The sequence below is a fragment of the Mesorhizobium sp. A623 genome (assembly GCF_054489405.1).
In genome coordinates this window covers 40,825-67,010 of record NZ_JBTMXB010000025.1, presented here as the reverse complement: position 1 = coordinate 67,010, position 26,186 = coordinate 40,825, and the positions used below count along the sequence as shown (strand labels likewise).

Here is a 26,186-nt window from a genome sequence, read left to right as displayed (position 1 = left end):
TAGGCCGGCTCGCAGCCGTCCAGGCAGATCGCAATCGCCGGCACGCGCGGCCAAGGATAATCGCGCCCATTGACGGATACGGTGACGGGGGACATCTGGTTCATGGCGATCTTCTCTGCGAGCTAGGCGAACGATCTGTTCGCGTTTCATCTCAGTCGCACTCCTTTTGGACCAAACCGACCCATCTGGAAAATCGCAATTCTGAATTGTCGAGATAGAAATAAGCTATAGCGCAGCGCGGCTATGCAGGATGCGTCCACGGTTTGCTCAAGGAGCAAGGACCGACTGCATGAAGGCCTCTATCTTGGGCGAATGCTGGCGTTCCACCAGGCAGGCCAGCCGATACTCCGTCCGGATGGTTGCGTCCGCGATATGGACGACCTTGAGGCGAGGGTGGGCGACGAACTCGAAATCCGCGACGATGCCGATGCCAAGGCCCCGTTCGACCGCTTTCCAGACGCCCTCCCGGCTGCCGATTTCGAGCAGGGGCTTGATGGGGACATTGGCCTTTTGCGCGGCAGCCTCGAAGGCGCGGCGGGTGGTCGATCCGGTTTCACGCAGGATCAGCGGTTGCTCGGCCAATTCGGCGATCATGATGCTTTCGCGGTCGCGCCAGGGATGATCGGTGTTGATGAACACCACCACCTCATGCGTGCTGAAGGCGACCGAATGAACGCGCGGATCGTCGACGACATGCGCAACGACCGCTACATCCGATTCGAGATCGAGTATCCTTTGCAGCGTCTGGTAGGAGTTGCCCAGAAGCATGCTGACCGAGATGGAGGGATAGCGCGCCAGGAAACGCGCGATCATTTCGGTAGCGTGGAACGGCCCGACGGCGGCGACGCGCAACTGGCCGGTGGTCAATTTTCCGCTGCTGAGCAGCAGTTCCTCGGCTTCCTCGGACAGGCTCATGATGCGCCGGCTTATATCGAACAGGGTCGCGCCCGTTTCGGTCAGTTCGACGCGCCGTCCGCGCCGCACCAGCAGCTCGACGCCATAGCGCTCCTCAAGCTCCTTGACCTGCGTGGTCACGGTCGGCTGGCTGATGCGCAATGCCTTGGCGGCGGCCGTGAAACCGTGATTTTCGGCCACTGCGTGGAAGGAGCGGAGGTGGGTGAATACTATAGCCACAGTCAATGATAATCGACGGAAATTTGTATTAGTCAATGGATCAAGAGTTAGACAGACTGCCCTGACCGAACGTTTTCAGGACAGGATTTCTACCGTGTGGTCATATCGCAATCCAGTTGAAGTCCGCTTTGGTTGCGGTAGCTTTTCGATGTTGGCCGATGTCATCGGCGGCCGTCGCTACGCGCTGGTGACCTACGGCGAACCCTACTTCCAGACCCTTCGCGAACAGATCGAGACGAAAGCCGGAAAACCGGTGCTGGTCATAGACGACATCGCGCCCAATCCCGATATTGCCCTCTTAAAAGCGCAGACGGAACGCTTTGCGAACCTGTCGGCGCAGCCGCAGCTCATTGTGGCGATCGGCGGCGGGTCGGTGATCGACTCCGCCAAGGTCTTCGCGGCGGCTCGGGGCGATTTCAACGCGGTCGACGCCTATCTGAGGAAGCGGACCGGTGCCGAATCGATCCAGCCATGGCCGCTCGTTGCCGTTCCGACGACGGCCGGCACCGGAAGCGAAGTCACCTGCTGGGGCACCGTCTGGGACAATGCCGGCGGCGTGAAGCTGTCGCTCGCGCATCCCGCCCTTTATCCGGAAGTATCGCTCGTCGACCCTGAACTGATGACGGGCAAGCCGCGCGGCCTGACGATCCAGACGGGCCTCGATGCACTGTCGCATTCGCTTGAGAGCCTGTGGAACCGCAACGCCAATCCGGTCTCGATGGCGCATGCGGTTACGGCGGCGCGCGGGGTTCTTTCCACGCTGCCGCATCTCGCCGACGACCTGCTCAACGTCGAATTGCGTGAGCGCATGGCGCGCGCCGCGACCTCGGCAGGGTTTGCCTTTTCCAACACCAAGACGGCCATTGCCCACTCGCTGTCTTACCCGATCACGTTGCGCCACGGCGTCCCGCATGGAATCGCCTGCTCGTTCTCGTTGCCGATGATCATCCGCAGCGTTGCCGGTCAGGGCGGGCTCTGTGCCGAAGGGCTGCGCGCAATCTTCGATGCGGACGCCCACGGCGCCGCCGACCAGCTCGCCGCAACCTTGCACAAGCTTGATGTCGCGACCGATCCCCAGCATTACGGTATCGACGATGCCGAGTGGCGAGAACTGATCGACCTGGCCTTCGATGGGGAGCGTGGCCAGAATTTTATTGGAAATCGGGAGGACCTGCTGGCAGCTGGCGGTTTTTACAAGGGAAGACGCATGGCTGTCGCATAATCGAAACATCGCGGCTGGTGCTGCCGGGTAGCCGGTACTCACGCCGCATCACCGTGTTCATGGGAGGAATACATGACTTTTCTGAAATGCTCTGTCGTTGGACTGGCAACCATCGGTGCTGTCATCGCTTACACATGCAGCGGCGCTCTCGCTGAGGAATGCAAGGACCCAAAGGCACTCGTCTTTTCGATCATTCCGACCGAGGAGACGACGCAGGAACTCGACATCTACAAGCCGCTCCTCGACAAGCTCAAGGAGAAGACCGGCAAGAGCGTCGAGTTTTTCATGCCGACATCCTACGCCTCGGTCATCGAGGGAATGGTCAATGGCTGGGTGCAGATCGGCGTGCACGGGCCCAATTCCTACGTGCTCGCCAAGGAGAAAGACCCCAAGCTCGAGGTTTTCGCCACTTACACCAAGACCAAAGGTCATTTCCAGGAAGAGGGTCCGGGCTACCGCGCCGTGCTTCTGGTCAAGGCCGATTCCAAATTCGATAGCATCGAGTCGCTGAAGGGATCGGTCGTGGGGCTCGCCGATCCGGCGAGTACGTCGGGAAATCTTCTGCCGCGTATGGTTTTTGGCGAGAAGATCGGCACCGGGCCCGAACTCGAGAAATATTTCTCCAAGGTCGTCTATACCGGCGGCCATGACCAATCGGCGCTCGCCGTCAAGGAAGGCCGCGTCGACGACGCCTTCGTCGCGACCCACCGCCTTGACAATGTGATCGATCGGGGGCTCGCAAAGAAGGAAGATTTCCGCGTGCTCTGGGAATCCGATGTCATCCCCCAGGACCCGATGGTCTATCGCAGCGATCTCTGCGAGCCGCTCAAGGCCTCGATCCGCGATGCGTTTCTGACACTGCACGAGGACCCGGCCTCGAAGCCGTTCTTTGATGGCATCAACTCGACGAAATTCGTTGCCATGAAGGACAGCGACTACGACATTATCCGCAAGCTGGTTGCCGCCGAGAAGGCCGCAAGCAAGTGAGGCACGAAATGATCACGGCTGAGAACTGCGGGTCCCGCGGTTCTCAGTCCAATCGGATGGCGGCGATGTCGATTCTGGAAGTGCGTAACCTCAAGGTCAGCTATACGGCCAATGGCCCGCAGATATTGAAGGGGATCGACTTCGAGGTGGGCGCCGACGATTTCTGCGCGGTCATTGGACCGAGCGGGGCCGGAAAATCGACGCTGGTCCGCTGCATCAACAGGCTGGTCGAGCCTTCCGATGGCGACATCATCCTGTTTGGCCAGTCGGTTCGCACGCTCAATGGCGGCGACTTGCGGCGGCTGCGGCGGCGCATCGGCATGATCTTCCAGGAGTTCAACCTGGTCAACCGCATGTCGGTCATGGACAATGTGCTGTCCGGCCGCCTTGGCTATACGGGCGCGGTACGCAGCTTCTTCAAGGCCTTCGCCGGGGAGGATATCGATCGCGCCCTGCATCTTCTGGAACGTGTCGGCCTTTCGGACCATGTGGACAAGCGGGCCGATGCGTTGTCCGGCGGGCAGCGCCAGCGCGTCGGCATCGCCCGCGCGCTCATGCAGAAGCCGGAAATCCTGCTTCTCGACGAGCCGACATCGGCGCTCGACCCCAAGATTTCACGCGACGTCATGGGGTTGATCCGGGAACTTGCGGCCGAGTTTTCGGTGCCCGTGCTCTGCAACATCCACGATGTCCAGCTGGCGCTGGAAACCTGCAATCGCATCATCGGCATGCAGGACGGTTACAAGAAATTCGACGGTCCGACCGAAGGCATGCGCAAGCAGGATCTGGACGAGATCTACGCCATGGAAGTGCTGTGATGAGCATGGCGACGGTTTCCGGGCACGGTTACGAGGCCTATCTCGCGCACAAGCGCAGCCGCCGCATCAACAACTGGCTGCTCGTTGCCGGGGCGCTGGTGCTGCTTGCCTGGTGCTTCTGGGACACGATCATGTTCGACACCGACTGGGCGCGGATGGGCGGTGCGCTCGGCGTGGTCGGTACGTTGAAACGCTTCTTTCTGATCGACTGGTCTTTATTGCCCAAGCTCGTTGTCCCGGCGTTGGAAACGCTGATGATGGCGACGCTTGGAACCATCCTCGGCTGCTTCCTGTCGCTGCCGGTCGCGTGGTTCGGCGCGGCCAACGTCACGCCAAACAAATACATCATCTACCCGCTCGGCCGCTTCCTGATGGTCCTTTCGCGGTCGATCCACGAGATCATCTGGGCGCTGCTGTTCGTGGGTGCGGTCGGCCTTGGCGCGCTGCCCGGCATCCTGGCGGTCGCGGTGCGCTCGGTCGGCTTCATCTCGAAGATTACCGCAGAGGCGATCGAGAACATCGACCCCAAGCCGGTGGAAGCGATCCGCGCCGTTGGCGGCAACCAGTTCCAGGTCATGTATTACGGCATCGTGCCGCAGATAATGCCGGTCATCATCGGCACCATCATTTTCGAATGGGACATCAACATCCGCCGGTCGGCCATCATGGGTCTGGTTGGCGCGGGCGGGCTTGGCCTGGTGTTCTTCAGGCAGATGGCCATGTTCAACTATGGCGGCGTCACCCTGGTGGTGCTGGCCGTGCTGGTGCTGATCGCCATCGGCGAAGTCATTTCCCACTACGCTCGCAAAGCCGTCATTTGAGGAGGCGACGATGTCCATGACTGCCACCGACATCCGCCCGATCCCCGGTCCGCCACGCAAATGGTCGCGCTATCGCCATCCGGCATCGACGATCCGCTTCTCCGTCATGCTGGCGGTGCTGGCGTTCCTCGGCTACTCGATCGCCTTTCTCAATATCGACCTGTCGCGCATCCTCGGAGCTTTCCCTCGACTGGCGCAGATCCTGGCGACCCGCTACTTCCCGCCGGACATGGAGTATGTGTCGGACGCGGATTTCCTGCGTTCCGTTCTCCGCACCCTGGAAATGTCGCTGCTGGGCGGCTTCGTCGGCGTGGTCTGCTCGGTTCCGCTGGCCTGGCTGGCCGCGCGGAACATCACGATCAGCAAGCGGATTGCCTATCCACTGGGCCGCTTCGCCATCATGGGCAGCCGCTCCATTCACGAGACGATCTGGACGATCCTGTTCGTCACCGTGCTTGGCTTCGGCATGCTGGCCGGTACGCTGGCGCTGACCCTCTTCTGCATCGGCTTTGCGGGCAAGCTGTTCTCGGACGAACTTGAAGCGATCGACATGGGCCCGGTCGAAGCTATGCGCTCGGTCGGCGCCAGTCCGCTTCAGGTGTTCCAATATGCGGTCCTGCCGCAGGTGCGCGTCGCCTTCACGGGCATCGCCATCTACACGTGGGATGTCGCTTTCCGCGCCGCTACCGTCGTCGGCTTTTTCGGCGGCGGCGGTATGGGCTGGTATCTGAAGCGCACGACGCAGCAGATGGAAAGCACGCGCGTTGCCGCCATCCTGCTGGTCATCATCGGACTGGTTCTCATCGCCGAGATCGCTTCAGGCTGGCTGCGCAAGCGCATTGGCGACATGCGGTAGCTCGGCAGGCATGACTTCGCAGATGCTTGTATCGGCATGGTGAATTGCATTTTTTGAATTGGCCTTTGCCGGCCCGCATCGGCATCTATCGAGACACGTCAGTTGAGTGCGTGATCGAGGATGGCCAAAGTGGTGCAAGTCTATTGCAATAAGCGCTACATGCCCGAAGACGAGGCGCGCATCGGCCTGTTCGATCGCGGGTTTCTCTTTGGGGACGCGGTCTACGAAGTGACCGCTGTGATCGGCGGCAGGCTGATCGACAATGATTTCCATCTTGGCCGCCTAAAGCGATCCCTTGCCGAAATGGGCATTCCCATGCCCATGACGCTGCCCGAGATAGAGGTCATCCAGAGGGAACTGATCGCCCGCAACGGGCTGGATGAAGGAACGGTCTATCTCCAGATTTCGCGCGGGCAGGCCAAACGCAATTTCCTGTTTGCCGATGATCTCGAGCCGACCTTCGTCGCCTTCACAAGCGCCCGGAAACTCGTCGGCACCAAGCCCCAGGCCGAAGGCATCACTGTGGCCCTTGCCCCCGATCCGCGCTGGATGCGGCGCGACATCAAAACCGTCATGCTGCTGGGGCAGGTTCTGGCAAAGCACGCAGCCGCCAAGGACGGCTTCGACGATGTCTGGTTCGTTGAAGACGGACAGGTGACCGAAGGCGCTTCGGCGACGGCTTTCATCGTCACTCACGACCGCCGTGTCGTGACCCGCGCCAACTCGCAAACCATCCTGCCCGGCTGTACGCGGCGGGCGGTAAAGCTTCTGTGTGAAGGTGAGGGCATCGTATTCGAAGAGCGCGCATTCTCGCCCGAAGAGGCGTTTTCGGCGGCGGAAGCCTTCCTGACATCGGCCTCCAGCCTGGTCACGCCGGTCGTCCGTATTGCCGACCATAAGATCGGAAACGGCCAGCCTGGTCCATTGACACGCCGCCTGCAGGAAATTTACCTACAGGCGGCCCTTGCCTGATGAGCGGCTTTTGCCCGGTGAGCGGCTTTTGATTGATGAACGGGACCTGAGAATGGGCGCGGCACGGCATCTGGGGCTTGGTGTGGGGCGGCTGCCGCCCGGCCGAAACAACGCCATTACCGACGTGCCGGGCGTGCTGGTCGGCCACAAGACGCTTGTCGGGAACGGATTGGCAACGGGCGTCACGGCCGTGCTGCCGCATGGCGGCGACCTGTTCCGCTCCAAGGTCAGGGGGGCGGTGGAGATCATCAACGGTTTCGGCAAGTCCGCCGGGCTGATGCAACTGGCCGAACTGGGCACGATCGAAACCCCGATCCTTTTGACCAATACATTCTCGGTCGCACCATGTGCCGAGGCGCTGATCCGGCGCGCCATTGCCGCCAACCCGCAGATCGGGCGCGAAACCGGCACGGTCAACCCTGTCGTATGCGAATGCAACGACGGCGGCATCAACGATATCCAGGCCATGGCTGTCACCCGGCATGACGCCGAGGCGGCGCTGGACGCCGCGACCGCGGGCCCGGTCGGGCAGGGCAGCATCGGTGCGGGCACCGGCATGACGTCCTTCGGCTTCAAGGCCGGTATTGGCAGCGCCTCCCGTGCGCTCGAAATCGGGTCCCGCGCCTTCACGCTCGGCGCGCTGGTGCTCTCCAATTTCGGCAGGACGGGCGACCTTGTTCTCCCGGACGGCCGCAGGGCCGATCCAAAAGGGCTCATACGGCCTGAAAGCGGATCGATCATCGTCCTTCTCGGCACGGACCTGCCGCTTGACGACCGGCAGTTGAACCGCGTTGCGCGCCGTGCGGGTGCCGGCATCGCCCGTCTCGGTTCCTATTTTGGGCACGGCAGCGGCGATATCGCCATCGCCTTCACCACCGCCGATCCGCTGCCGCATACTGCGTCTTCGCCGTTCATCTCGATTTCGCGCATGGATGACGGATATATCGACATCGTTTTCGAAGCAGTTGTGGAAGCAACGAGCGAGGCCGTCCTGAATGCCCTGTGCGCTGCTGAAAGTACTGTCGGGCGAGACGGCCGCACTTTTCCGGCGTTGACCGACTGGTTGGAGAGGACCCCTTGAGCATGAAGATTTTCATTTCGGCCGATTTCGAAGGCACCGCAGGCATTAACGCCTGGAATGAAGCGGAAAAAACGCATGCCGATTATCTGGAATTCCGCCAACTGATGACCGCCGAGGTTCTGGCGGCCTGCGAGGGCGCACAGGCTGCCGGCGCGACCGAGATCATCATCAAGGATGCGCATGACAGCGGGCGCAACCTCATCCTCGAACACATGCCGGCCTGCGTGCGCATCGTGCGGGGCTGGTCGGGGCACCCGGACGCCATGATGTTCGGGGCCGACGAAAGCTTCGATGCGGTCCTTTATACCGGCTACCATTCCAAGGCCGGTGCTGAGGACAACCCGCTCGCCCACACATCGACATTGCGCATATCGAGGCTGACGCTGAACGGAGAAACGGCCTCCGAATTCACGTTGAACGCGCTGTGTGCCGCGCGCTACGGCTTGCGCTCGGTGTTTCTCAGCGGGGACGAAGGCATTTGCGCGGACGCCCGCGCCCTCGCGCCGGGCATCGTTACCGTCGAGACGCTGAAGGGCGTCGGTGCATCCACCATTTCCATCGCACCGGCGGCAGCGCGCGCTGCGATCCGCGAGGGCGTCGAAAAGGCGCTCGGCGAGCGGGCGCGTCAGGCTGTGCCGCTAATTCCCGATCAGATCGAGATGGTCATCGAATTCAGCAATCCCGTCGATGCCTATCGCGCCTCCTGGTATCCCGGCGTGCGCGGGCATGGGCCGCGTGCCGTCGCCTTTGCGTCCAGCGATTATTTCGAAGTGCTACGCGCCTACCGCTTCATGCGGAGCTGAGGCGTTTAGCGGCCAGCACCTTGGAGGATTGCCAGATCGCTTCCACCATCGGGCTGCGGGTTGCGTCCGAGCTGCGATACAGCCGGACCTCGAGATCGAGCGTCCAGGTGGGGTTGGCTGAACAGGCGACGAGACCGCCGCTGGAAATGTCTTTCTCGACGAGACTTTCCGGCAGCCAGCAGATGCCGGCACCCGCCAGCGTCAGTTCCTTGAGGCCGGCGCTGATCGTGCTTTCGTGCACCGTTTGACGCCGGAAGGGTGAGTGTTTCGAAAACAGCCTTCCAAGCGCTACGCCAAAGAACGAACTGTGACCGTAGCCCAGATAGGGCAAAGGCCGGGTCACCGTGTCCGGCCTGTCCAGAATACCTGCCGCATGCACCGGCTTGTCGAGGCGCAACTCCGGCGCAGCAACGGGGATCAAGCGGTCCGCGCCGATGGTCAGGAAGGCGAACTTGTCGCGGTCGAGGTGAAACGGCACTTCGCGGTGTGCGTAGGTGAGAAAAAAGTCGGTCTCATGATCGGTCAGCGCGGCGAGGTTCGCCTCGATGCCGCCCCTGTCGGCGATGAAGGACGTGCCGAACTTGCGGGTCGTGCGCTGCAATTCCCGCAGCCAGTCGGGAAAGAACGTGATGGTCAAGGTGTGGAGGGAGGCAAAGCGGACAAGGCCCTGTTCGGCGGGCGGGCGCAGCGATTCGCGCACCGAATAAAACATCCGGATCGCATCCTGGGCCATCGGGAGAAAATTGCGCCCGGCCGGCGTCAGTTCGGCCGGCATGGTGGCGCGGCTGATGAGCGGCGCGCCGACCCATGTTTCAAGCTGCTTGATGCGTCGGCTGAAGGCCGGTTGGGTGACATTGCGGATTTCGGCCGCGCGCGAAAAGCTCGATGTCTCGGCAAGCGTTACGAAATCCTCCAGCCATTTGATCTCCACCGGGCCCCCCCTTGTTTGCGGCAGACAGCCGATTTTGAGCCGGAATTTTCCCCGAACTTGCAATGTATTTCATTCTAATTGCAACGCTATGCAAATTTTGCATAGCGTGTTGCGAAAACCGAATTGGCCACGGGCCGGCAGACACCGCAACGTGAAACGAACAAGCTGGCAGGCAAGCTGGCGTCCGGGAGGGTACCGTTTTGAATTCCGCTGTCGATCCGGCAGAATTTCCGGATGCCGTTGACACAAGCAGATCTACCCAGCTTACTGAACACGACTGAGCGGCATCGTAACTCCGGGGGATGATGTGGGGGCAGCCATCGATGCGCTTGTGAGATACGCGATGAGGTCGGGTGCGAGGGCTGTCCGGCCGGTGCACGGCGACGGATCGGCACTTTTCGTCAACCAAAGCTGGCGACGCCTTGCGCGTGCCTGGGGGGAATAGAAAGCAATATGAGTTCCGTAGATAAGGCCGACCTCGTCCTGCATAGCGGCAAAATATGGACCGGCCACGGCAATCCGGTCGTGGAGGCGATTTCGGTCCTTGGCAACAAGGTGCTGGCCAGCGGCTCGAACACCGACATCAAGGCGTCGATCGGCCCGGATACCAAGGTCGTCGATCTGGCCGGCCGCTTTGCGATGCCCGGTCTGAACGATGCGCATCTGCATCTGATCTCGACGGGGCTGCTGCGCGGCAAGGTCGATGCGACGCCGGATGCAGCACCTACCCGCAGCGCGCTGGTTGCCGCCCTTCAGGCGCGTGTCGCCCAGACGCCTAAGGGCGAATGGGTGACGGCGCGCGGATTTGACCAGACCCGCTATCCCGACGGCCAGATGCCCACGCTAAGGGAACTGGACGCGGCCTTGCCCGACCACCCGGTTTCGGTCACGCGCGCCTGCGGCCATGTCACCATCGTCAATTCGCGGGCGATGGCGCTGGCGGGGATCGACATCGACACGCCCGATCCGGATGGCGGCCTCATTGAGCGCGAGGGGGGCGAACTGACCGGACTGCTGGCGGAGAACGCCCAGCATCTCGTCTATGAGGTCCAGCCGACGCCGTCTCTTGCCGATATCATCGAGGCTATCGAGGCGGGCGGCCATCACCTTTTGCAGTTCGGCATCACGTCCTGCATGGACGCGGCTGTCGGCCAGATCGACGGTATGACCGAGATCGAGGCTTATCAACAGGCCGAGGGTAGCGGGCGGCTGCCGGTCCGGGTATGGGCGACGCTGCTGGGCGATCCGGGGTCGTCCATCGTCGAGCCATGCCATGCCATGGGCCTCGTCACCGGCAGCGGCAGCGACCTGTTCCGCATCGGCGGCGTGAAGATCTTCACCGACGGCTCGGCAGGCGGGCGAACGGCCTGGATGCGAAAGCCCTATATCGGCCAGCCCGACAATGTCGGCATTCAGATGCTGCCCGACGCCCAGTTGTTCGAACTGGTCGATCGCTATGCGGCACTTGGCTACACGCTGGTCTGCCATGGCATCGGCGACGCCGCAATCGACCAGTTGGTGCGCGCCTATGAGCGTGTGCGCGCCGCCAGTCCGGACCACACCCACCGTCACCGGATCGAGCATTGCGGCTATGTCGACGATGCGCTCAACCAGCGCATGTTGAAGGCGGGCGTGCTGCCCGCGCCGCAGCAGGCCTTCATCTATGATTTCGGCGATGCCTACGTCCTGGTGCTCGGGCCGGAACGCGGCTTGCGGTCCTATCCGATCGCGACCTGGGATCGCCTGGGGATGAAGCCGTCCACCGGCAGTGATTCGCCGGTCTGCTCGCCCAATCCCTTCCCGGATCTCTACGCCATGCTGACGCGCAAGACGCACAAGGGCACGGTGATGGACGCGTCCGAGATACTGACGCGCGAACAGGCCTTGCGCGCCTATACCGAAAATGGCGCCTATTCGCAGGGTGAGGAAAAGATCAAAGGCCGGCTGGAGCCGGGGATGTTGGCAGATATCGCCGTGTTTTCGAGCGATCTCCTGACAGCCGACCCTGAAAAAATCCTGCGGCAAACACACTGCGAGGTAACGATTCTGGACGGACGTATCGTCTATGAAAGAGGTTGAGCCGTTCGCTCAGGCGGGTCCGGCTCCAACAGGAAGACCATTAAACGAACCACACAGGGAGGAAACTAGGATGTGGACCCGATTTGGCCTGATAGCGGCGTTCGCGCTCGGAACGGCGACCGCCGCGCTGGCGCAGGATGCGACCCCAAAGGATGGCGGGCGATTCGTGTACGTCGCGCCTTACGGCAATTCCATCACTTCGCTCGACATAACGGCGACACCGCATACGCAAGACGAAATCGTCGCGAAGGCAATCAACGCCTCGCTCTACAAATGGAACCCGGAAAGCGGCAAGCCCGAGCTCGCTCTGGCGGAATCGGTCGAGAAGTCGGCGGACGGCAAAACCTATACGTACAAGCTTAAGGATGCGACCTTTCACAATGGCGACAAGTTCGACGCCGATGATCTGATCTGGTCCTACAACCGTCTGGCCGATCCCAAGAAGGCGCTGCCGGGCGCCGAGCAGATGCTGCAGATCGCCGGCGTCGCCGAATTCCAGGCAGGCAAGGCCGATCATATTTCGGGGCTGAAGAAGATCGACGACAAGACCGTCGAGATCACCTTCATCAACCTGGCCGAGCCGGGCTGGAACCTGATGTCGAACTTCGCGCCGATCTATTCCAAGGACTATCCGGAAGATCAGCTCGCCTCCAAGCCGAACGGGCTCGGGCCATTCAAGCTCGCCAACTACGTTCCAGGCTCGAAGATCGAACTCGAGAAGTTCGACGGCTACTATGAGCAGGGCAAGCCGCATCTCGACAAGCTCGCCATCATGCTGATGGGCGAAGCCGCCGCGCGTGACGTCGCCTTCCGCAACGGCGAAATCGACGTCAACGTCCTCGGACCCGTGCAATATGAAGCCTATGGCCAGGATGCGGCGCTGAAGGACCACATCCTCGAAGTGGCCGAAGTCTACACCCGCAATATCGGCTTCAACACCAAGCTCGATGCGTTCAAGGACAAGCGCGTCCGGCAGGCGATCAACTATGCGATCAACAAGGATTTGATCGTCGAGAAGCTCTTGAAGAACAAGGCCTATCCAGCGGTGTCGTGGCTGCCGATTTCATCTCCGGCCTTCGACAAGGACGCCAAGCCCTACGCTTACGATCCTGAAAAGGCCAAGGAACTGCTGAAGGAAGCGGGTTTTGAAACCGGCCTGAAATTCTCGGTCACCGCGACCTCCAATGAAAGCTGGGGCGTGCCGATCGTCGAGGCGATCATCCCGATGCTGGCCAAGGTGGGCGTCGAAGTCACGACAGATCCTGTGGAAAGCTCGGTTCTGTCCGACAAGATCCTGTCGGACAATTTTGATGCCTATATGTGGTCGAACTCGTCGGGTCCCGATCCGCTGAAATATCTGACCTGCTTCTATTCGACAACGCCGCAGACCGCCTGCAACTACGTCAAGTTCAACAATGTCGACTTCGACAAACTGATCGACCAGGCGGGTAATGAAACCGACGAGGCCAAGCAGAACGAACTTCTCAAGCAGGCGAACAACCTGCTGCAGGAAGAGGCTCCGCTCTGGTTCTTCAACTACAACAAGGCCGTGATGGCCTATCAGCCATGGGTGCACGGTTTGAAGCCGAACGCCATGGAACTGGCGATCCAGGACTACGAAGACATCTGGATCGACGACACCGCACCCGCATCGCGCAAGTAGCAGGGTAGCCTGTTGGCTGGCGGGACCGATCATACGGCCCCGCCAGCCGTACGGCGCCCGCCATAGAGCACCGTGCGTTCAATTGAACGCACAAAGGACGCTCTAACACTTTGATGGAGCATCGGAATAATCCGAAAACCGGTTTCCACTTTTCGGTCCGATGCTCTAGGAGGCAGAACCCGCTTATGATGCGCTTCATCTTTCGCCGCTCGCTGCAGATGATCCCGACCTTGCTGGCGGTCGTCCTGATTATCTTCGTGATATTCAGCGTCGTGCCCGGCAGCTTCATATCGAGTTTGATGGCGGAGGGGCGCAACGCCACCAACGCTGATGTCATGGCGCATCTGAATGCGCAGTTCGGGCTGGACAAGCCCTTGCCCGTGCGCCTGTGGGACTATCTGTGGGGACTGGCGCATTTCGACCTTGGAATTTCCTACCGGACCCGCGAGGCGGTCTGGAACGTGATCGAGCCGCGGCTCTGGCCCTCGATCAAGCTCGCTCTGGCGGCCATGGCCTTTGCCGCAGGGATCGGCATTCCGCTCGGGTTTATCGCGGCGCTGAAGCCGGGCAGCCTGTTCGATACCGGCACGATGATGGTGGCGGTTTCGGGCCTGTCGCTTCCCGAATTCTGGTTCGGCCTGCTCCTGATGTATTTCTTCGCGCTGCAGCTTGGCTGGCTGCCCAGCTTCGGCTACCAGGCCGGCAGCATCCGGCACGTCATATTGCCGGCCATCGCGCTCGGCGTATCGCCGATGGCTCTTCTGGCGCGAACGACCCGCGCGGGTGTTCTGGACGTGATGAACGCCGATTTCGTGCGCACGGCGCGCGCCAAGGGGCTGACCGAGTCGCGCCTGGTGCGTACGCATGTCACCCGCAACGTGCTGGTGCTGATCCTGACCACGCTTGGCCTTCAGATCGGCTCGCTCATGGGGCAGGCGATCGTGATCGAGAAGCTGTTCTCGTGGCCGGGGATCGGCTCGCTTCTGGTCGACAGCGTGGCGACGCGCGACATTCCCGTCGTTCAGGGCACGGTCATCGTGATCGTTTTGTGGTTCCTCGTTATCAACATGTTGGTCGATATCGCCTATGCCGTGATTGACCCGCGCATCAAGGTGGATTGATCCATGCGGCTGCGCTTCAATTTTGTCTTCGGGCTGACGCTGGTAGTGATCGTGGTGGTTGCTGCGCTCGCCGCCGGCTGGATCGCGCCATACGATCCGGTATTCGACGCCGACCTGATGGTTTCCGAAATGCCGCCAAGCTGGGAGCACCTGCTGGGCACGGACGGGCAGGGCCGCGACGTCTTTTCCCGCGTTCTCTACGGCGCGCGGGTATCCTTGACGGTCGGCCTCGTCTCGCAGTTGATCAACTCGTTCATCGGCACGGCGCTCGGCGTGTCGGCGGGCTATTTCGGCGGCTGGTGGGACGATCTGGTCAACGGGCTGACCAACGTCATGCTGGCGATCCCGTCGTTGGTTTTCGCGCTCGCCATCATGGCGGTGCTGGGACCGGGCCTGCCGAGCCTGCTGATCGCGCTCGGCCTGACCAACTGGTCATGGACCTGCCGCATCGCGCGCAGTTCCACCCTGTCGCTCAAGAACCAGGGTTTCGTGCAGGCCGCCAGGGCGGCGGGCTTCGGCGACACCAACATCATGCGCACGCAGATATTGCCGAATATCCTCGGTCCGGTCCTGGTCATAGCAACGCTTGGCATCGGCGGCGCGGTCCTGGCCGAGGCGGCGCTGTCCTTCCTCGGCGTCGGCATCCGACCGCCGCAGCCAAGCTGGGGCAACATGTTGTCCGATGCCCGCGAACTGATCCGCGCAGCCCCTTGGGCCGCCGTCTTCCCCGGCCTCGCGATCTTCATCACGGTGCTTGGCTTCAACCTGCTTGGCGATGGGCTGCGCGACATGCTCGATCCCCATATGAGGACCGAGAAGGCATGAGCGGCAATCTTTCCGATCCGATCCTGTCGGTGCGCGACCTGCGTATCGGCGTCGGCAAGCACAACGAAATCCTGCACGGCGTCTCTTTCGACATCCTGCCCGGCGAAACCTACGGGCTCGTCGGCGAATCCGGTTCGGGAAAAAGCATCACCGGCCTGTCGGTAATGGGGCTGTTGAAGCGCCCGCTGGAAGTGACCGGCGGCTCGATCCTGTTCCGGGGCCAGGACGTGCTGAAGCTTGGCAACCGCGCCAGGCGCCGCCTGCGCGGCGACCGCATGGCGATGGTGTTTCAAGAACCCATGACGGCGCTCAATCCGCTGGCCACGATTGGCCGGCAGATCGCGGAAATGTTCGTCGTGCACAGGGGCCTGGGGTGGTCGGAGGCACGCAGGAAAGCCGTCGAGGCGCTGGAAAGCGTTCGCGTGCCGTCGCCCGAGGAGCGCGCCCGGTCCTACCCCCATCAACTGTCCGGAGGGATGCGCCAGCGCGTCATGGTCGCGATTGCGCTGGCCTGCCGTCCCGACCTTTTGATCGCGGACGAGCCGACCACAGCGCTCGATGTGACGGTGCAGGCGGGCGTGCTGGAATTGATTGCCGAACTGTGCCGGGCCGAGGGAACGGCGGTGCTGCTGGTCAGTCACGATTTGGGCGTGATCGCCAATATGTGCCGACGCGTCGGCGTCATGGATCAGGGGCGGCTGGTCGAGGAGCAGGACACCAGGGCGCTGTTTGAAAATCCGCTGCATCCCTATACCAGGGGCCTGCTTGCGGCGCGCCCGCGCCTGGGTTCGCGCACGCTCGCCGAACGCGGCCGCTTGACCGAACTCGACCAGATGGTGACCAGCGCGGAGCGCGGGCGCGACGCGCCGACGCTGACCACGCCGCGCGCCCTGCCTCAGGAGGCGACCGCGTGAGCACGCCCCTGCTGGAAATCCGCGATCTCAACGTCCACTTCCCGCTGGCGCGCAAATCGCTTTTGGGGAAAAGGCGGACGCTGCGCGCCGTGCAGGGCGTGAACCTGATCCTGAACGAAGGAGAATGCCTGTCCATCGTCGGTGAATCCGGTTGCGGAAAATCCACCACCGCGCTGACCGTGATGGGCCTGCAAGAGCCGACCTCGGGAGAGATCCTGTTCAAGGGAAAACCGATGACGGGCCCCGGCGCTCCCGACAGGAAGGAACGCGCCCGCATCGCGCAGATGGTGTTTCAGGACCCCTATGCGTCGCTCAACCCGCGCCAGACCATCGGCCGGATGCTGTCCGCGCAGCTTGCCTTGCATGGTATCGCCAAGGGCAGCGAAGCCAGCCACCGCGTCGCCGAGATGCTGGTGCGCGTTGGCCTGACGCCGGATCATGTCGATCGTTATCCGCATGAATTTTCGGGCGGGCAGCGACAACGCATCGGCATCGCGCGGGCGTTGATGCTCGATCCGAAGATCCTGGTGCTGGACGAGCCGGTGTCGGCGCTGGACGTGTCCATCCAGGCGCAGATCATCAACCTTTTGATGGATCTGCAGGAAACGCTGGGCCTGAGCTACATCATGATTTCCCACGATCTGAGCGTGGTCGAGCATGTCAGCGACCGGGTCGCGGTCATGTATTTCGGCCGCGTGGTGGAGGAAGGCGACTGGCATTCGATTTTCAGCCGTCCGACACATCCCTATACGCGCCGCCTGATCGGCTCCGTCCCCGACCCGGATGCGATCCTGACCGGTGCGCGTGCCTTGCCGAAAGCCGCCTCCGTGCCCGACGCCGCGCGCTTTTCACCCGACATATCGCGCCGCCCGAACCCTGACGAAGTGCCCGAGCCGAGCGAGCTTATCCAGATCGGGCGCGGCCATCGCGTCCGCCTCGCACAATAGAGACTGCCAATGCCCTTCACTGTCCTGACTGCCGAATTCATGCATGAGAGCAATACGTTCTCGCGTTACGCCACCGACCTGCCGCAGTTCGAGGTGGATGCCCTGCACGTTGGCGACGAGGCGATCCGCGTCCGGCGCAACGCCAATACGGAACTCGCCGGGTTCATGGATGTGGCCGAGCCGGCAGGCTGGAACGTCGTCCATGCGATTTCGGCACATGCCGTACCCGGCGGGCGGGTGACGAAGGCGGCCTATGACCACATCGCCGGTATTATTGTGGAGGCGGCGCGCTCCAACAAAGGCCGTCTCGACGGCGTGCTTCTCGGCCTGCACGGCTCGATGGTGCCCGCGTTTTGCCCGGATGGGGAGGGCTACCTGCTGGGCCTGCTGCGGGCCGAGCTTGGGGCGGACATACCCATTGCGGTAACGCTCGACCTTCATGCGATGGTGTCGCAAGACATGGTCCGGGACGCGCAGATCTTTGTCTCCTACAAGACCTATCCGCATGTGGACATGCGTGAGATCGGCGCGCACGCCGCCCGCATCCTGGACCGCGCGATGCGGGGTGAAATTGCGCCGCGAACCGTCAGGGCGCATGTGCCGATGCTGGACGAAGTGAATTCCGGCCGCAGCGATGTTCCCGAGACACTGGCCCTTTATGACCGCGCCCGCGCGGCCGAGGCCGAAGGGCTGCTCGCGGTTTCCGTCAATTCGGGTTTTACGGGGGCTGACGTGCCCTGTGTCGGCCCGACCGTGCTCGCGACCTATGACAGCCGCGATCCCGACGCCGAAGAAGCTGCAAGGCGCGTGACGGAAGAACTGGCCGACAGGATCTGGCAGGGCCGGACCAAGAAGCGCACCGTTTTCATCGAGGTCGACGAGGCCGCCGCCGAGGCGCTCGCCTGGCGCGGCGACAGGCCGCTTGTCATCGCCGATTATGCCGACAATCCCGGCGCGGGTTCCTACGGCGACTCGACCGCGCTGTTGAAGGGCCTGATCGATGCGGGGGTAAAAGGTGCCGTGTTCGCGCCGATGATCGACGCCGAGGCAGCGGCCGAACTGCACCGCCACAGGCAGGGCGAAACGGTGACGGTGACGATCGGGGGCAAGGGCGCGCCTGATTTCGGCGGCGGCCCGCTGACGGTGACGGGTGTGCTGGCCAGGCTTTCGGACGGCGCCTATGTCGGCGACGGCCCCATACAGGGCGGGCTTAGCCATAGTTTCGGGCCTACCGCCGTCATCGACGTCGACGGGATCGAAGTGCTGGTCGTTTCAGAAGCGCAACAGATGGTCGATCTTCAGCAATTGCGCGCTTTCGGGATCGAACCGACGGCGCGCCGCGTGCTGGTCCTGAAGTCGATGCAGCATTTCCGTGCCGCCTTCGAGCCGATAGCGGGCAAGGTCATCGTCTGCGACGCGGGCGCGCTGGCGACGCCGCGGGCGGAGCGGCGACCGTACAGCCATGTGCCGCGCCCGCTCTGGCCGCTCGACAAGGATTTCGAGCGCGTCATTTAACCCGCTTCCTGAGCCTAAGTGCCCTTGGCCTGCCGCTGCTTGAACCAGTTGCCGCTATATTGCGCCAGCAGGACCAGGGCCGTGGAAATCAGGATCATGATGATGCCCAGCGCCGACAGCTTGCCCCACAGGCCGTCTTCGGCGAAGCTCAGTATCTGCACGGCCAGCACTTCGGTGCCGGGCCGCGACAGCACCACCGACACCGTCAGTTCGCGCATGAACATGGTCGCCATCAAGATCCACGCCGATACCACGCCGGGGATCAGCAGCGGCACGATGATGCGGCGCATGGTGGTCAGTGGGCTTGCGCCGCAGACCAGCGACGATTCCTCAAGATGCGAATGCACCTGCACGAAGGCGCTGGCCAGCGGCCGTACCCCGTAGGGGAGATAGGCGGCGATATAAGCTAGGAGCAGCGCCGTCAGCGTCGCGTAGAGCGGCGTCTGCACGAAAAACCACATGAAGCCGATACCGATGACGATGCCGGGGAACGAAAACGACAGGAAGCTCAATGTCTCCAGCAGGCCCGAAGCGCGGGTGCGTATCTTGACGATCACATAGGCCACGAACAGCGACAGCAGCACGCCCAGCGTGGCCCCCACGATCGCCAGGAACAGGCTGTTCTTCAGAGCAAGCAGCGAAAGCGGATCGCGCAGGACATCGACCCAGTTCTTCCAGCTCATCATCGAGAAGGCGCGGGCGCTCGGCACCATGGAGTACGGCATGAAGGAGGTGTAAAGCAGCACCGCCACCGGCAGCACGATCATGAGCAGGCATAGCAGGCCGACGATGATGAACAGCGGCATGCGCGCGCGCTTCAGCTCGATCATCGTTGGCTTGAAACCACGGCTGGAGATCGTCACATACTTGCCGCTTTCGGACGTCAGCGCGCGGTAGACGACGATCAGGACGATGGAGGCGGACAAGACGCTCATGCCGAGTGCCGCCGCCTTGCCGTAGTCCGGCGCGAAGCCGGTGGCGATCATTTCGTACAGGTAGGTTGCCAAAACGTCGACGCGTCCCGGCGTGCCCAGCACACGCGGAACGGCATAGGAGGCCAGGCTGCGCACTATGCCCAGTACGAGTGCCGCCAGGATGGCGGGGCGCAGGACCGGCAGCGTGATACGCACCAGCGTGCGCCAGAAGCCGGCCCCGAAGACGCGCGACGATTCCTCCAGCGAGACGTCGAAGGACGCCATGGCCGGCGCGATGATCAGATAGGCGATGGGCATGTTCAACAGCCCCTCCACCAGCACCATGCCCCCCAGGGAATAGATGTTGAAGGGAGCGCTTTCCAGCGACAGCGTATTCATCAAAACGAGATTGATCAGCCCGTTGGACGGGTTGAGCAGCAGCGCCCAGCTTACCGAGAACAGCAGATGCGGGATCATCATCGGCACGATGGACAAAACGGTAAAGGCGGCTTTGAAGGGGATATTGGTGCCCGTATTCAGATAGGCCAGGAACACGGCCAGCACCGTCGAAAACAGCGACGATCCCACCACGAACACGACGGTATTGAAGGTGACTTCCAGCAGAAAGGGATCGGTGTAGGCATCGACATATTTGCTGGTCGTGAACGTCCCGAAGGCGGTCAGCCCCTCGGAGAAACTGCCCAGCAGCAACATCAATACAGGGCAGAGCGTCAAAAGGCCGACGATAACGATCAGCGACCATGTCAGGACGGGGCGCGACTGGTTCATGCCGCGCCTTCAGGCCGACAGGAGCAGGCAGTGGGCCGGATCGAGGCTGATGCTGACTTCATCGCCCTGCGTCATGTCGATATCGGGATCTATCCGCGCCAGCAGACGCTCCTCGCCGACGCTTATATCGGCCTCATAGACCTCACCGACGAACTCCAGCGCCTCGATCCTCCCCTGAATGACGTTCTGGCCTTCGCCGCGATCCTTGCTGGTGACGCGTATGAATTCAGGCCGGATACACAGCGTTGCCGTGCTGCCCTCGGCCAGGTCGCGTGGCCGGCACTGGATGCGGCCCATCCCGGTCCGCACCACCGTGTGGCCGTCCTGATTGCTCTCGACCACCGCCTCGATCTGGTTGGCACGGCCGATGAAGTCCGCGACAAAGCGGTGGTCGGCGTTGAAATAGATTTTCTGGGGCGAGCCTTTTTCGACGATACGCCCAGCGCGCATGACGGCGATGGTATCGGACAGCGCCAGCGCCTCGACCCGGTCATGCGTAACATAGACCGCCGTGATGTTCAGCTTGCTCATGAAACTGCGCAATTCCTTGCGGGTTTCTTCGCGCAACTTTGCGTCGAGATTGCTGAGCGGCTCGTCGAACAGGATGACCTTGGGCTCCGCAATCAGCGCGCGGGCCAGCGCCACGCGCTGCTGCTGGCCGCCGGACAGCTTGGTGGCCGAGCGCTTCTCCACGCCCTCAAGCTGCACGAAACGCAGGGTGCGCGCGACCTTCTCGCGGATGATGTCCTTGCGTTCCCCCTTGATCTGCAGCGGATAGGCAATGTTGTCGAAGACGCTCATATGCGGCCAGATGGCATAGGTCTGAAACACCATGCCCAGGCCACGCTTTTCGGGCGGAATGGCTATTTTCTTGGCGCGGGACCACACGATCTCGCCGCCTATGCTGATCTCGCCGTCGTCAGGGGTTTCCAACCCGACGATGCAGCGCAGCAGCGTTGTCTTGCCGCAACCGCTGGGGCCCAGCAGCGTGAAGATCTCATTGGCGGGAATGGTCAGGTCGACCTGATCGAGAGCCTTTACGGTTTTTCCCTCCGAGACGTAATGCTTGGACAGGCCCTCGATCCGTATTTCCATGTCGGTTCTTTTTCTGCTGGATCAACGAGTATTGAAAATGGTGCCGAATTCGCGGCCCCACTTCTGGATCTCCTCGTCGGACAGGTCGCGTACCGGCTTGACGTCCACTTTGTCGATGCCTTCGATGGCCGGGAAGACGCCCGGTGCAAGCACATATTCGCCGACATCCTTGGCGAGCAGGCCCATGGCTTCCTTGCCGAGCCAGTAATCCATGAAAGCGCGCGCGGCGTCGGGGTGCGGCGCTTTGGAAGTGAGCGCGATAGCCCGTGACGTACCCAACAGCGGCTGGCCGGAACGCGGACCCCAGTCCAGCGGCGCCGGCGCCTTGGTGACGATATATTTGGGCATGGAGATGCCGATAAGCTTCTCGCCGCTCTCGATGGGAGCGGGTGTCGGCCCGAAAGAGGCCACGAACATCGGTTGATTGGCCGCCAGGCCTTTGACGAAGGTCATCCAGTCGTCTTCCGTCTTGAAGACGCTTTCCTTCAGCCCGACCAGCCACGCGATGGTCGACGGGTGGTTGGACGGATTGGCCATGACGATCTGGTTTTTCCACTTGGGATCGGCCAGGGCCTCATAGCTGGCAGGCGCATCCGCCTTCTTCACGTGATCGGTATTGAACAGGTAGGAAACATACTCGATGCCGAAGAGCGTGATGCTGTCGTCCTTGACGGCCCAGTCCGGGTAGCCTTCGGCGGCGGGTGAGCGGTAGGCTTCCAAAACGCCCTTTTCCTTGAGCAAATCCAGCATGGGCTGCGGCGACTGCAATACGTCGGCCAAAAGTTTGCCGGCGTCAAACTCGGTCAATATGGTGGGGATGAACTTGGTGCTGGATGCGCGCGTGTATTCGCCCTTGACGCCGGTGGCCTTCTCGAAGGCTTCCATGATCGGATCGACAGAGGTGATATTGGCGTAGAATACGGCTTTCCCCTGGGCCTTGGCTTTTTCCATATCCGCTCCGGCGGCGCAGGCCAGCGTCGCGTAGAAGGGTAGAGCGCTCAGCCCGGCGGACAGTTTAAGAAAATATCTGCGATCGATGACGTGCATGGCAGCCTCCCTCCAAGGTTATATTGCCTGTTATCACAGGTCTGATTGCTGCGAACGTAGACTGGGGTGGAATACTTATCAAGAAGCGGATTCCTGCGCCGGCTTATCAACCGCACGGAATTTCTATTTGCCTTCCGAGACGGTCGTCAGTACCGCCTGCGCGGCCGGCGTGACCGTCCCTTCGTTCAGCGCATTCATATCGGCCAGGCCAAGCTGGCCATTGGCGATGCCGTTTGTCATGCGGGTGCACCACGCTTGCGCCGCCTTATCCACCGGCACGCCCATGAACTGAGCCGCCCCGGCCGGGTTTTCGCCGATGCCCTGTTTTGTACAGACGGCGATGGCCGATTGCCTCTCCGCCTCATTGGCTTTCAGGGCGGCCACCAATTGCTGAAACTCCTGCTCGTCGGCGGCCAATTGTTGCGCCCCGGCCGGCCCGACGGACAGGAAGCCGAGCAAGACGCCCACTACCAAAATCGATCTCAGATGCATGCTATCCTCCGCCTCCGCCTTAATGCCATGCCCGTCAGTCACCCCGCGTTAGGCTGCCGCCGAAGCCGCAAGCGGCTCCGTGATAGAAGGTGCACGGCCCCGCCACCTTCGTTTTCAGCGCACCGCCTTCGGAAAGCGACAACTCCACCCGGCAGACCGGCGCTGCCGGCTCGGTCGGGTCGTAGCTTTCGCCGACCATCGCCCTGCCCTGCGGCTTGCCATACAGCGTGACCGCGCCCGAACAGCCTTCGGCAGCCGTCGTGAGGTCGATCACCAGATAGTCAGGCTTGGCCGCGCCGCGCCTGATGGTAGCCGCCAGATTGCCTTCGCCGCTGCCCGCCCATTCCCCAACCCATGGATCGGCGGCAGCGGCGTTCGGCTTTGCCGGAACCGTGTCGGCGACGGTTTTGGCGCGAGGCTCGCCGACGGGCGGCAGGTAAGCCAGGCATACGCGCTTGGCGCTGCCGTCTCCGCTGTCGCCCGTGTCCGGATCGATCTCCTCGCCCGCATCCCGCGTACAGGCCCCGTTGGAAGCGTAGACGAGGATTTCGCCATCGGCCGACATGTTGATTGGCCGGGTTTCAGTCGTTCCGCCCCGCGTGCCCTTCACCCGGCGCGTGGTCGAGGTGGCCGGGTCGGTGACGACGAGCCCGTCCTCGCCATTGTAGAACAGCCTCGTGCCGGTCGGATCGAACTGAAAATCTTCCAACTCCCAGCCGCCGGAGGCGATGAGGCGCGCTTCCTCGTCGCCGTCGCGCGCGGCCAAAAGGTTGAAGGAACCGTGCCCCTTGTTCTGTGCCCAGGCGGTAAAAGCGCCGCCTTCCTGTTCGTAATAGCTGTCGTCGTCGAAGCCGGGCGGGCGTTTCGCCTCGGGGATTTCGCTGTTCTGGGGCACCGGTCCGCGCGCCGCTTCGTATGCGGCGATTTTGGCAGTCACGTCGGGCGGCACGTCGCGCATCTCCGCATGGCCCTCCATGTCGGCGCCGAACATGGCGTCCTGGCCCCGCGGCCGGCGCGCCCGCACGTAGAAGCGGTCGTCATCGCCCCAGAACCACGTATTGAGGTCCGAAATATCGTCAGGCTTTTCCCCCGAGCCCTCATGCGTGCGCGGGGAAGCGACGACCAGCCGTCCGCTCGCCGGCTGGTAGAGCCAGACCTGCATGATATAGCCGGCGCCATCCTCGACACCCAGCGCCATCAGGGCCTTGTCGGGCGAGAACTGCGCCTGATAGCCAGTCTGCCGCCAGTCGTCGGGATAGGCCGCCTTCAGCGGCTCGATGGGAACCGTCTTGACATCAAGGGGCACCAGAGGCGGCACGGCGAGGTCGAGCAATTGCGCGATGCGCGGCGGATAGACGGCTTGCAGGCAGAGCAACTGGCCGAATTCTCGCGGGCTCAAGCCCTCCTCGCTACCCGGACTGGGTGTCACATTGTCCAGCGCGCAGCGGCTGTCGCGCTCGACAAGCCATGCCTTCTGCCTCGCCTTGACCGAGGCGGCTTCACCAGCCTGCGTGGCAAGGGCGGCCTTGTAGGCTGCCGCTATCTCGCCATCCAGCGAACCGACCGTATCCCAGGCGCAGATTGCCTTGTCGATCTGGCGCGTGGCCTTGGCGCAATCGAAACCTGCCGACCCGCTCGCCGCCTTTGCCGGCATGACCGGGCCGCCGACCGCACCGAGCAGCAAGAGTGCCGCCACGCCAAGCGCGCCATCGATACGCCTAGTCATGGACGACGAACCCGCTGTTTTCGCAGAAATTCTGCGTGCCGGCCGGCTCTCCCATGCTGCAGCATTCTTCGTCGTCGCCCTCGACGAAAAGCACTGAGAGGTCGAAGGTGCAGATGTCGCGGCCGCCCGGAATGGTGAATGTCCTGCTCGCGCCCGGCTCCAGCGTCTTGTAGCCGAACGCGTCGCTGTCGAAGGAATTCACGCCGGCCTGCGAATAGGCGAAACTCTGCAACGGCTTCGTGGCCTTGTTGGTCACCGTCACGTCGAGATCGTTCGCTGGCCTGGGAGCATCGCACGCGGCGACCATCGCGGCCGCTGCGTTGGCCGCGCCATCCATGGCGTAGCGTTGCGTGCGCCCGTCGACCGTGATTTCCAGCGGTCCTTGCGAGGCCAGTATGCGCCTGAGCGTCTCGTCGAGCGGCAGGTCGGCGTGAAGTTCGATGCCGCCCGAATCCTGGTTTTCCACCGCCTTTTCGGAAAACTCGACGCGCTGCGCGTCAGCCGACAGGCGAACGAGCAGCAGGGCTCCGTCCTTGCCGCCGCCTTCCTCGTCCTGCACGCCGATTTTCACGACGGGCGCGCCGGTTTGGCAGGTGAAGGACAAGACGACATAGTCGCTGTCCGGTATGCCGTAGGCGAGGATCGTCCTGTTGTCGAAGCGCGCGCCGAACCAGCGCGGCTGCTCCTCGTCCTGCGCTATGGCCGGCAACACCGCCGCAGCCATCAAAGCGGTCATGGCTGCCGCGAGGCAAGCCCGGTAAATGCCTTTTGCGATGCCGGATGCTGGCCTGGTTTGCTTCATGTCGGCTCCTGCTTGCACACTATCATCGGCTGCTTCAGTTCGTTGAGGTTGAACGTATAGGCGTAGCCGAGGTCGAAGGTCGGCTTGCCATCCCTGAATTGCAGGCCAAAGACGCGCTCGTGCTGGTATTCGTAGAAGGTGATGCCAAGGGAGATATTCCATTTGAGAGAGGCAAGGTCCGGTCCGCGCCCGGCCGACCAGTCGAAGGAAGCATATCGGTCCTGCGCCCTGACATTGTGTGCGCCCTCGTCGAAGCGAAGCACCAGCCGATAGCCTTTGCGCATGCCGTGCACGCGCATCAGGTCCAGCCATACGGCGTCGGCGTAGCGCCAGTCGACGACGATCTCGTTTGTGGGTGCCACGGCTTATCGTGTAGGGAACGTCCTGCTCGTTGATGCCGAGCAGGCGCTGCATCAGCGTTTCCACCGCCACCGGAGCGATGCCGGGAACCGCCGGCACCGCGCTCACCCAGGAAGCGACCCGGCCGAAGAGGAAGAATTGCATGCCGGCCCAGACGAAAATGCCGTATTTGGTGATCGACTTGACCGCCACGACGATCATCGGGATCGCGACGGCGAAGCCGAAGAAATAGAGGAAAAACAGGAGCACCCGCAGGGCTTTTACCGGACGTG

General features: G+C 62.4%; 24 protein-coding genes. 15 read left to right on the top strand and 9 right to left on the bottom strand.

Annotated features, from left to right (window positions below; translation table 11 throughout):
- Positions 1–267 precede the first annotated feature (267 nt).
- The gene (locus ACX3P1_RS20665) at positions 268–1,134 is read right to left on the bottom strand and encodes a LysR substrate-binding domain-containing protein (protein ID WP_459081485.1); all 867 of its coding nucleotides are present in this window, start codon (positions 1,132–1,134) and stop codon (positions 268–270) included.
- A 94-nt stretch (positions 1,135–1,228) separates the two neighbouring features.
- Between ACX3P1_RS20665 and psrA the strand changes: the two genes are divergently transcribed.
- From psrA to ACX3P1_RS20625, 8 genes are all read left to right on the top strand, one after another.
- Positions 1,229–2,356, top strand: coding sequence for an iron-containing alcohol dehydrogenase PsrA (gene psrA / locus ACX3P1_RS20660; protein WP_459081480.1), 1,128 nt, complete (start codon positions 1,229–1,231; stop codon positions 2,354–2,356).
- 72 nt (positions 2,357–2,428) lie between these two features.
- On the top strand, positions 2,429–3,343 hold the full coding sequence (locus ACX3P1_RS20655) for a phosphate/phosphite/phosphonate ABC transporter substrate-binding protein (protein WP_459081479.1): 915 nt from the start codon (positions 2,429–2,431) through the stop codon (positions 3,341–3,343).
- 65 nt (positions 3,344–3,408) lie between these two features.
- On the top strand, positions 3,409–4,161 hold the full coding sequence (gene phnC, locus ACX3P1_RS20650; protein WP_459081478.1) for a phosphonate ABC transporter ATP-binding protein: 753 nt from the start codon (positions 3,409–3,411) through the stop codon (positions 4,159–4,161).
- Complete coding sequence (phnE, locus tag ACX3P1_RS20645; protein ID WP_459081477.1) at positions 4,161–4,982, top strand: phosphonate ABC transporter, permease protein PhnE; 822 nt, start codon at positions 4,161–4,163, stop codon at positions 4,980–4,982. The genes phnC and phnE (ACX3P1_RS20645) overlap by 1 nt, the downstream gene beginning before the upstream one ends.
- Positions 4,983–4,992: 10 nt before the next feature.
- Positions 4,993–5,838, top strand: coding sequence for a phosphonate ABC transporter, permease protein PhnE (gene phnE, locus ACX3P1_RS20640; protein ID WP_459081476.1), 846 nt, complete (start codon positions 4,993–4,995; stop codon positions 5,836–5,838).
- A gap of 120 nt (positions 5,839–5,958) precedes the next feature.
- Positions 5,959–6,810: a D-amino-acid transaminase gene (locus ACX3P1_RS20635; RefSeq protein ID WP_459081475.1), complete on the top strand. Its 852-nt coding sequence runs from the start codon at positions 5,959–5,961 to the stop codon at positions 6,808–6,810.
- Between the two features lie 52 nt (positions 6,811–6,862).
- On the top strand, positions 6,863–7,891 hold the full coding sequence (locus tag ACX3P1_RS20630) for a DmpA family aminopeptidase (RefSeq protein ID WP_459081484.1): 1,029 nt from the start codon (positions 6,863–6,865) through the stop codon (positions 7,889–7,891).
- A gap of 2 nt (positions 7,892–7,893) precedes the next feature.
- A complete protein-coding gene (locus tag ACX3P1_RS20625) occupies positions 7,894–8,694 on the top strand; it encodes a M55 family metallopeptidase (protein ID WP_459081483.1) in 801 nt (266 codons plus the stop codon).
- Here ACX3P1_RS20625 and ACX3P1_RS20620 read toward each other — a convergent pair.
- On the bottom strand, positions 8,681–9,625 hold the full coding sequence (locus tag ACX3P1_RS20620; RefSeq protein WP_459081474.1) for a LysR family transcriptional regulator: 945 nt from the start codon (positions 9,623–9,625) through the stop codon (positions 8,681–8,683). The two genes, ACX3P1_RS20625 and ACX3P1_RS20620, sit on opposite strands and share 14 nt — an antisense overlap.
- Before the next feature lie 453 nt (positions 9,626–10,078).
- Here ACX3P1_RS20620 and ACX3P1_RS20615 point away from each other — a divergent pair, with 453 nt between their 5' ends.
- From ACX3P1_RS20615 to ACX3P1_RS20585, 7 genes are all read left to right on the top strand, one after another.
- Complete coding sequence (locus ACX3P1_RS20615) at positions 10,079–11,704, top strand: amidohydrolase (RefSeq protein ID WP_459081473.1); 1,626 nt, start codon at positions 10,079–10,081, stop codon at positions 11,702–11,704.
- A gap of 70 nt (positions 11,705–11,774) precedes the next feature.
- Positions 11,775–13,367, top strand: a complete 1,593-nt coding sequence (locus ACX3P1_RS20610; protein WP_459081472.1) for an ABC transporter substrate-binding protein — start codon at positions 11,775–11,777, stop codon at positions 13,365–13,367.
- 185 nt (positions 13,368–13,552) lie between these two features.
- Positions 13,553–14,488, top strand: a complete 936-nt coding sequence (locus tag ACX3P1_RS20605) for an ABC transporter permease (protein WP_459081471.1) — start codon at positions 13,553–13,555, stop codon at positions 14,486–14,488.
- Between the two features lie 3 nt (positions 14,489–14,491).
- Complete coding sequence (locus tag ACX3P1_RS20600) at positions 14,492–15,313, top strand: ABC transporter permease (protein ID WP_459081470.1); 822 nt, start codon at positions 14,492–14,494, stop codon at positions 15,311–15,313.
- The gene (locus tag ACX3P1_RS20595; protein WP_459081469.1) at positions 15,310–16,227 is read left to right on the top strand and encodes an ABC transporter ATP-binding protein; all 918 of its coding nucleotides are present in this window, start codon (positions 15,310–15,312) and stop codon (positions 16,225–16,227) included. The genes ACX3P1_RS20600 and ACX3P1_RS20595 overlap by 4 nt, the downstream gene beginning before the upstream one ends.
- The gene (locus ACX3P1_RS20590) at positions 16,224–17,174 is read left to right on the top strand and encodes an ABC transporter ATP-binding protein (RefSeq protein WP_459081468.1); all 951 of its coding nucleotides are present in this window, start codon (positions 16,224–16,226) and stop codon (positions 17,172–17,174) included. Before ACX3P1_RS20595 ends, ACX3P1_RS20590 begins: the two co-directional genes overlap by 4 nt.
- A gap of 9 nt (positions 17,175–17,183) precedes the next feature.
- The gene (locus ACX3P1_RS20585; RefSeq protein ID WP_459081467.1) at positions 17,184–18,689 is read left to right on the top strand and encodes a M81 family metallopeptidase; all 1,506 of its coding nucleotides are present in this window, start codon (positions 17,184–17,186) and stop codon (positions 18,687–18,689) included.
- A 14-nt stretch (positions 18,690–18,703) separates the two neighbouring features.
- Here ACX3P1_RS20585 and ACX3P1_RS20580 read toward each other — a convergent pair whose 3' ends face one another.
- The 7 genes from ACX3P1_RS20580 to ACX3P1_RS20550 form a co-directional block, all read right to left on the bottom strand.
- The gene (locus tag ACX3P1_RS20580; RefSeq protein ID WP_459081466.1) at positions 18,704–20,392 is read right to left on the bottom strand and encodes an ABC transporter permease; all 1,689 of its coding nucleotides are present in this window, start codon (positions 20,390–20,392) and stop codon (positions 18,704–18,706) included.
- A 9-nt stretch (positions 20,393–20,401) separates the two neighbouring features.
- Entirely contained in the window at positions 20,402–21,487 is a 1,086-nt protein-coding gene (locus tag ACX3P1_RS20575) for an ABC transporter ATP-binding protein (protein WP_459081465.1), read from the bottom strand.
- 21 nt (positions 21,488–21,508) lie between these two features.
- Entirely contained in the window at positions 21,509–22,534 is a 1,026-nt protein-coding gene (locus ACX3P1_RS20570; RefSeq protein WP_459081464.1) for an ABC transporter substrate-binding protein, read from the bottom strand.
- Between the two features lie 123 nt (positions 22,535–22,657).
- On the bottom strand, positions 22,658–23,026 hold the full coding sequence (locus ACX3P1_RS20565; protein WP_459081463.1) for a hypothetical protein: 369 nt from the start codon (positions 23,024–23,026) through the stop codon (positions 22,658–22,660).
- A 34-nt stretch (positions 23,027–23,060) separates the two neighbouring features.
- The gene (locus ACX3P1_RS20560; RefSeq protein ID WP_459081462.1) at positions 23,061–24,752 is read right to left on the bottom strand and encodes a lysozyme inhibitor LprI family protein; all 1,692 of its coding nucleotides are present in this window, start codon (positions 24,750–24,752) and stop codon (positions 23,061–23,063) included.
- Positions 24,745–25,554 carry a hypothetical protein gene (locus tag ACX3P1_RS20555; protein WP_459081461.1) on the bottom strand — a complete coding sequence of 270 codons (810 nt, stop codon included), beginning with the start codon at positions 25,552–25,554 and terminating at the stop codon, positions 24,745–24,747. Before ACX3P1_RS20555 ends, ACX3P1_RS20560 begins: the two co-directional genes overlap by 8 nt.
- Complete coding sequence (locus ACX3P1_RS20550; RefSeq protein WP_459081460.1) at positions 25,551–25,916, bottom strand: hypothetical protein; 366 nt, start codon at positions 25,914–25,916, stop codon at positions 25,551–25,553. Before ACX3P1_RS20550 ends, ACX3P1_RS20555 begins: the two co-directional genes overlap by 4 nt.
- Between the last annotated feature and the right edge of the window lie 270 nt (positions 25,917–26,186).

Bases quoted from the DNA above. Each gene is read 5' to 3' on its own strand.
- ACX3P1_RS20655 (WP_459081479.1), top strand. From the start codon at position 2,429: ATGACTTTTCTGAAATGCTCTGTCGTTGGACTGGCAACCATCGGTGCT.
- phnE (WP_459081477.1), top strand. From the start codon at position 4,161: ATGAGCATGGCGACGGTTTCCGGGCACGGTTACGAGGCCTATCTCGCG.
- ACX3P1_RS20635 (WP_459081475.1), top strand. From the start codon at position 5,959: ATGGCCAAAGTGGTGCAAGTCTATTGCAATAAGCGCTACATGCCCGAA.
- ACX3P1_RS20615 (WP_459081473.1), top strand. From the start codon at position 10,079: ATGAGTTCCGTAGATAAGGCCGACCTCGTCCTGCATAGCGGCAAAATA.
- ACX3P1_RS20560 (WP_459081462.1), bottom strand. From the start codon at position 24,752: ATGACTAGGCGTATCGATGGCGCGCTTGGCGTGGCGGCACTCTTGCTG.
- ACX3P1_RS20625 (WP_459081483.1), top strand. From the start codon at position 7,894: ATGAAGATTTTCATTTCGGCCGATTTCGAAGGCACCGCAGGCATTAAC.
- ACX3P1_RS20585 (WP_459081467.1), top strand. From the start codon at position 17,184: ATGCCCTTCACTGTCCTGACTGCCGAATTCATGCATGAGAGCAATACG.
- ACX3P1_RS20580 (WP_459081466.1), bottom strand. From the start codon at position 20,392: ATGAACCAGTCGCGCCCCGTCCTGACATGGTCGCTGATCGTTATCGTC.
- ACX3P1_RS20565 (WP_459081463.1), bottom strand. From the start codon at position 23,026: ATGCATCTGAGATCGATTTTGGTAGTGGGCGTCTTGCTCGGCTTCCTG.
- ACX3P1_RS20630 (WP_459081484.1), top strand. From the start codon at position 6,863: ATGGGCGCGGCACGGCATCTGGGGCTTGGTGTGGGGCGGCTGCCGCCC.
- ACX3P1_RS20610 (WP_459081472.1), top strand. From the start codon at position 11,775: ATGTGGACCCGATTTGGCCTGATAGCGGCGTTCGCGCTCGGAACGGCG.
- ACX3P1_RS20605 (WP_459081471.1), top strand. From the start codon at position 13,553: ATGATGCGCTTCATCTTTCGCCGCTCGCTGCAGATGATCCCGACCTTG.
- ACX3P1_RS20570 (WP_459081464.1), bottom strand. From the start codon at position 22,534: ATGCACGTCATCGATCGCAGATATTTTCTTAAACTGTCCGCCGGGCTG.
- ACX3P1_RS20555 (WP_459081461.1), bottom strand. From the start codon at position 25,554: ATGAAGCAAACCAGGCCAGCATCCGGCATCGCAAAAGGCATTTACCGG.
- phnC (WP_459081478.1), top strand. From the start codon at position 3,409: ATGTCGATTCTGGAAGTGCGTAACCTCAAGGTCAGCTATACGGCCAAT.
- ACX3P1_RS20595 (WP_459081469.1), top strand. From the start codon at position 15,310: ATGAGCGGCAATCTTTCCGATCCGATCCTGTCGGTGCGCGACCTGCGT.
- ACX3P1_RS20600 (WP_459081470.1), top strand. From the start codon at position 14,492: ATGCGGCTGCGCTTCAATTTTGTCTTCGGGCTGACGCTGGTAGTGATC.
- phnE (WP_459081476.1), top strand. From the start codon at position 4,993: ATGTCCATGACTGCCACCGACATCCGCCCGATCCCCGGTCCGCCACGC.
- ACX3P1_RS20575 (WP_459081465.1), bottom strand. From the start codon at position 21,487: ATGGAAATACGGATCGAGGGCCTGTCCAAGCATTACGTCTCGGAGGGA.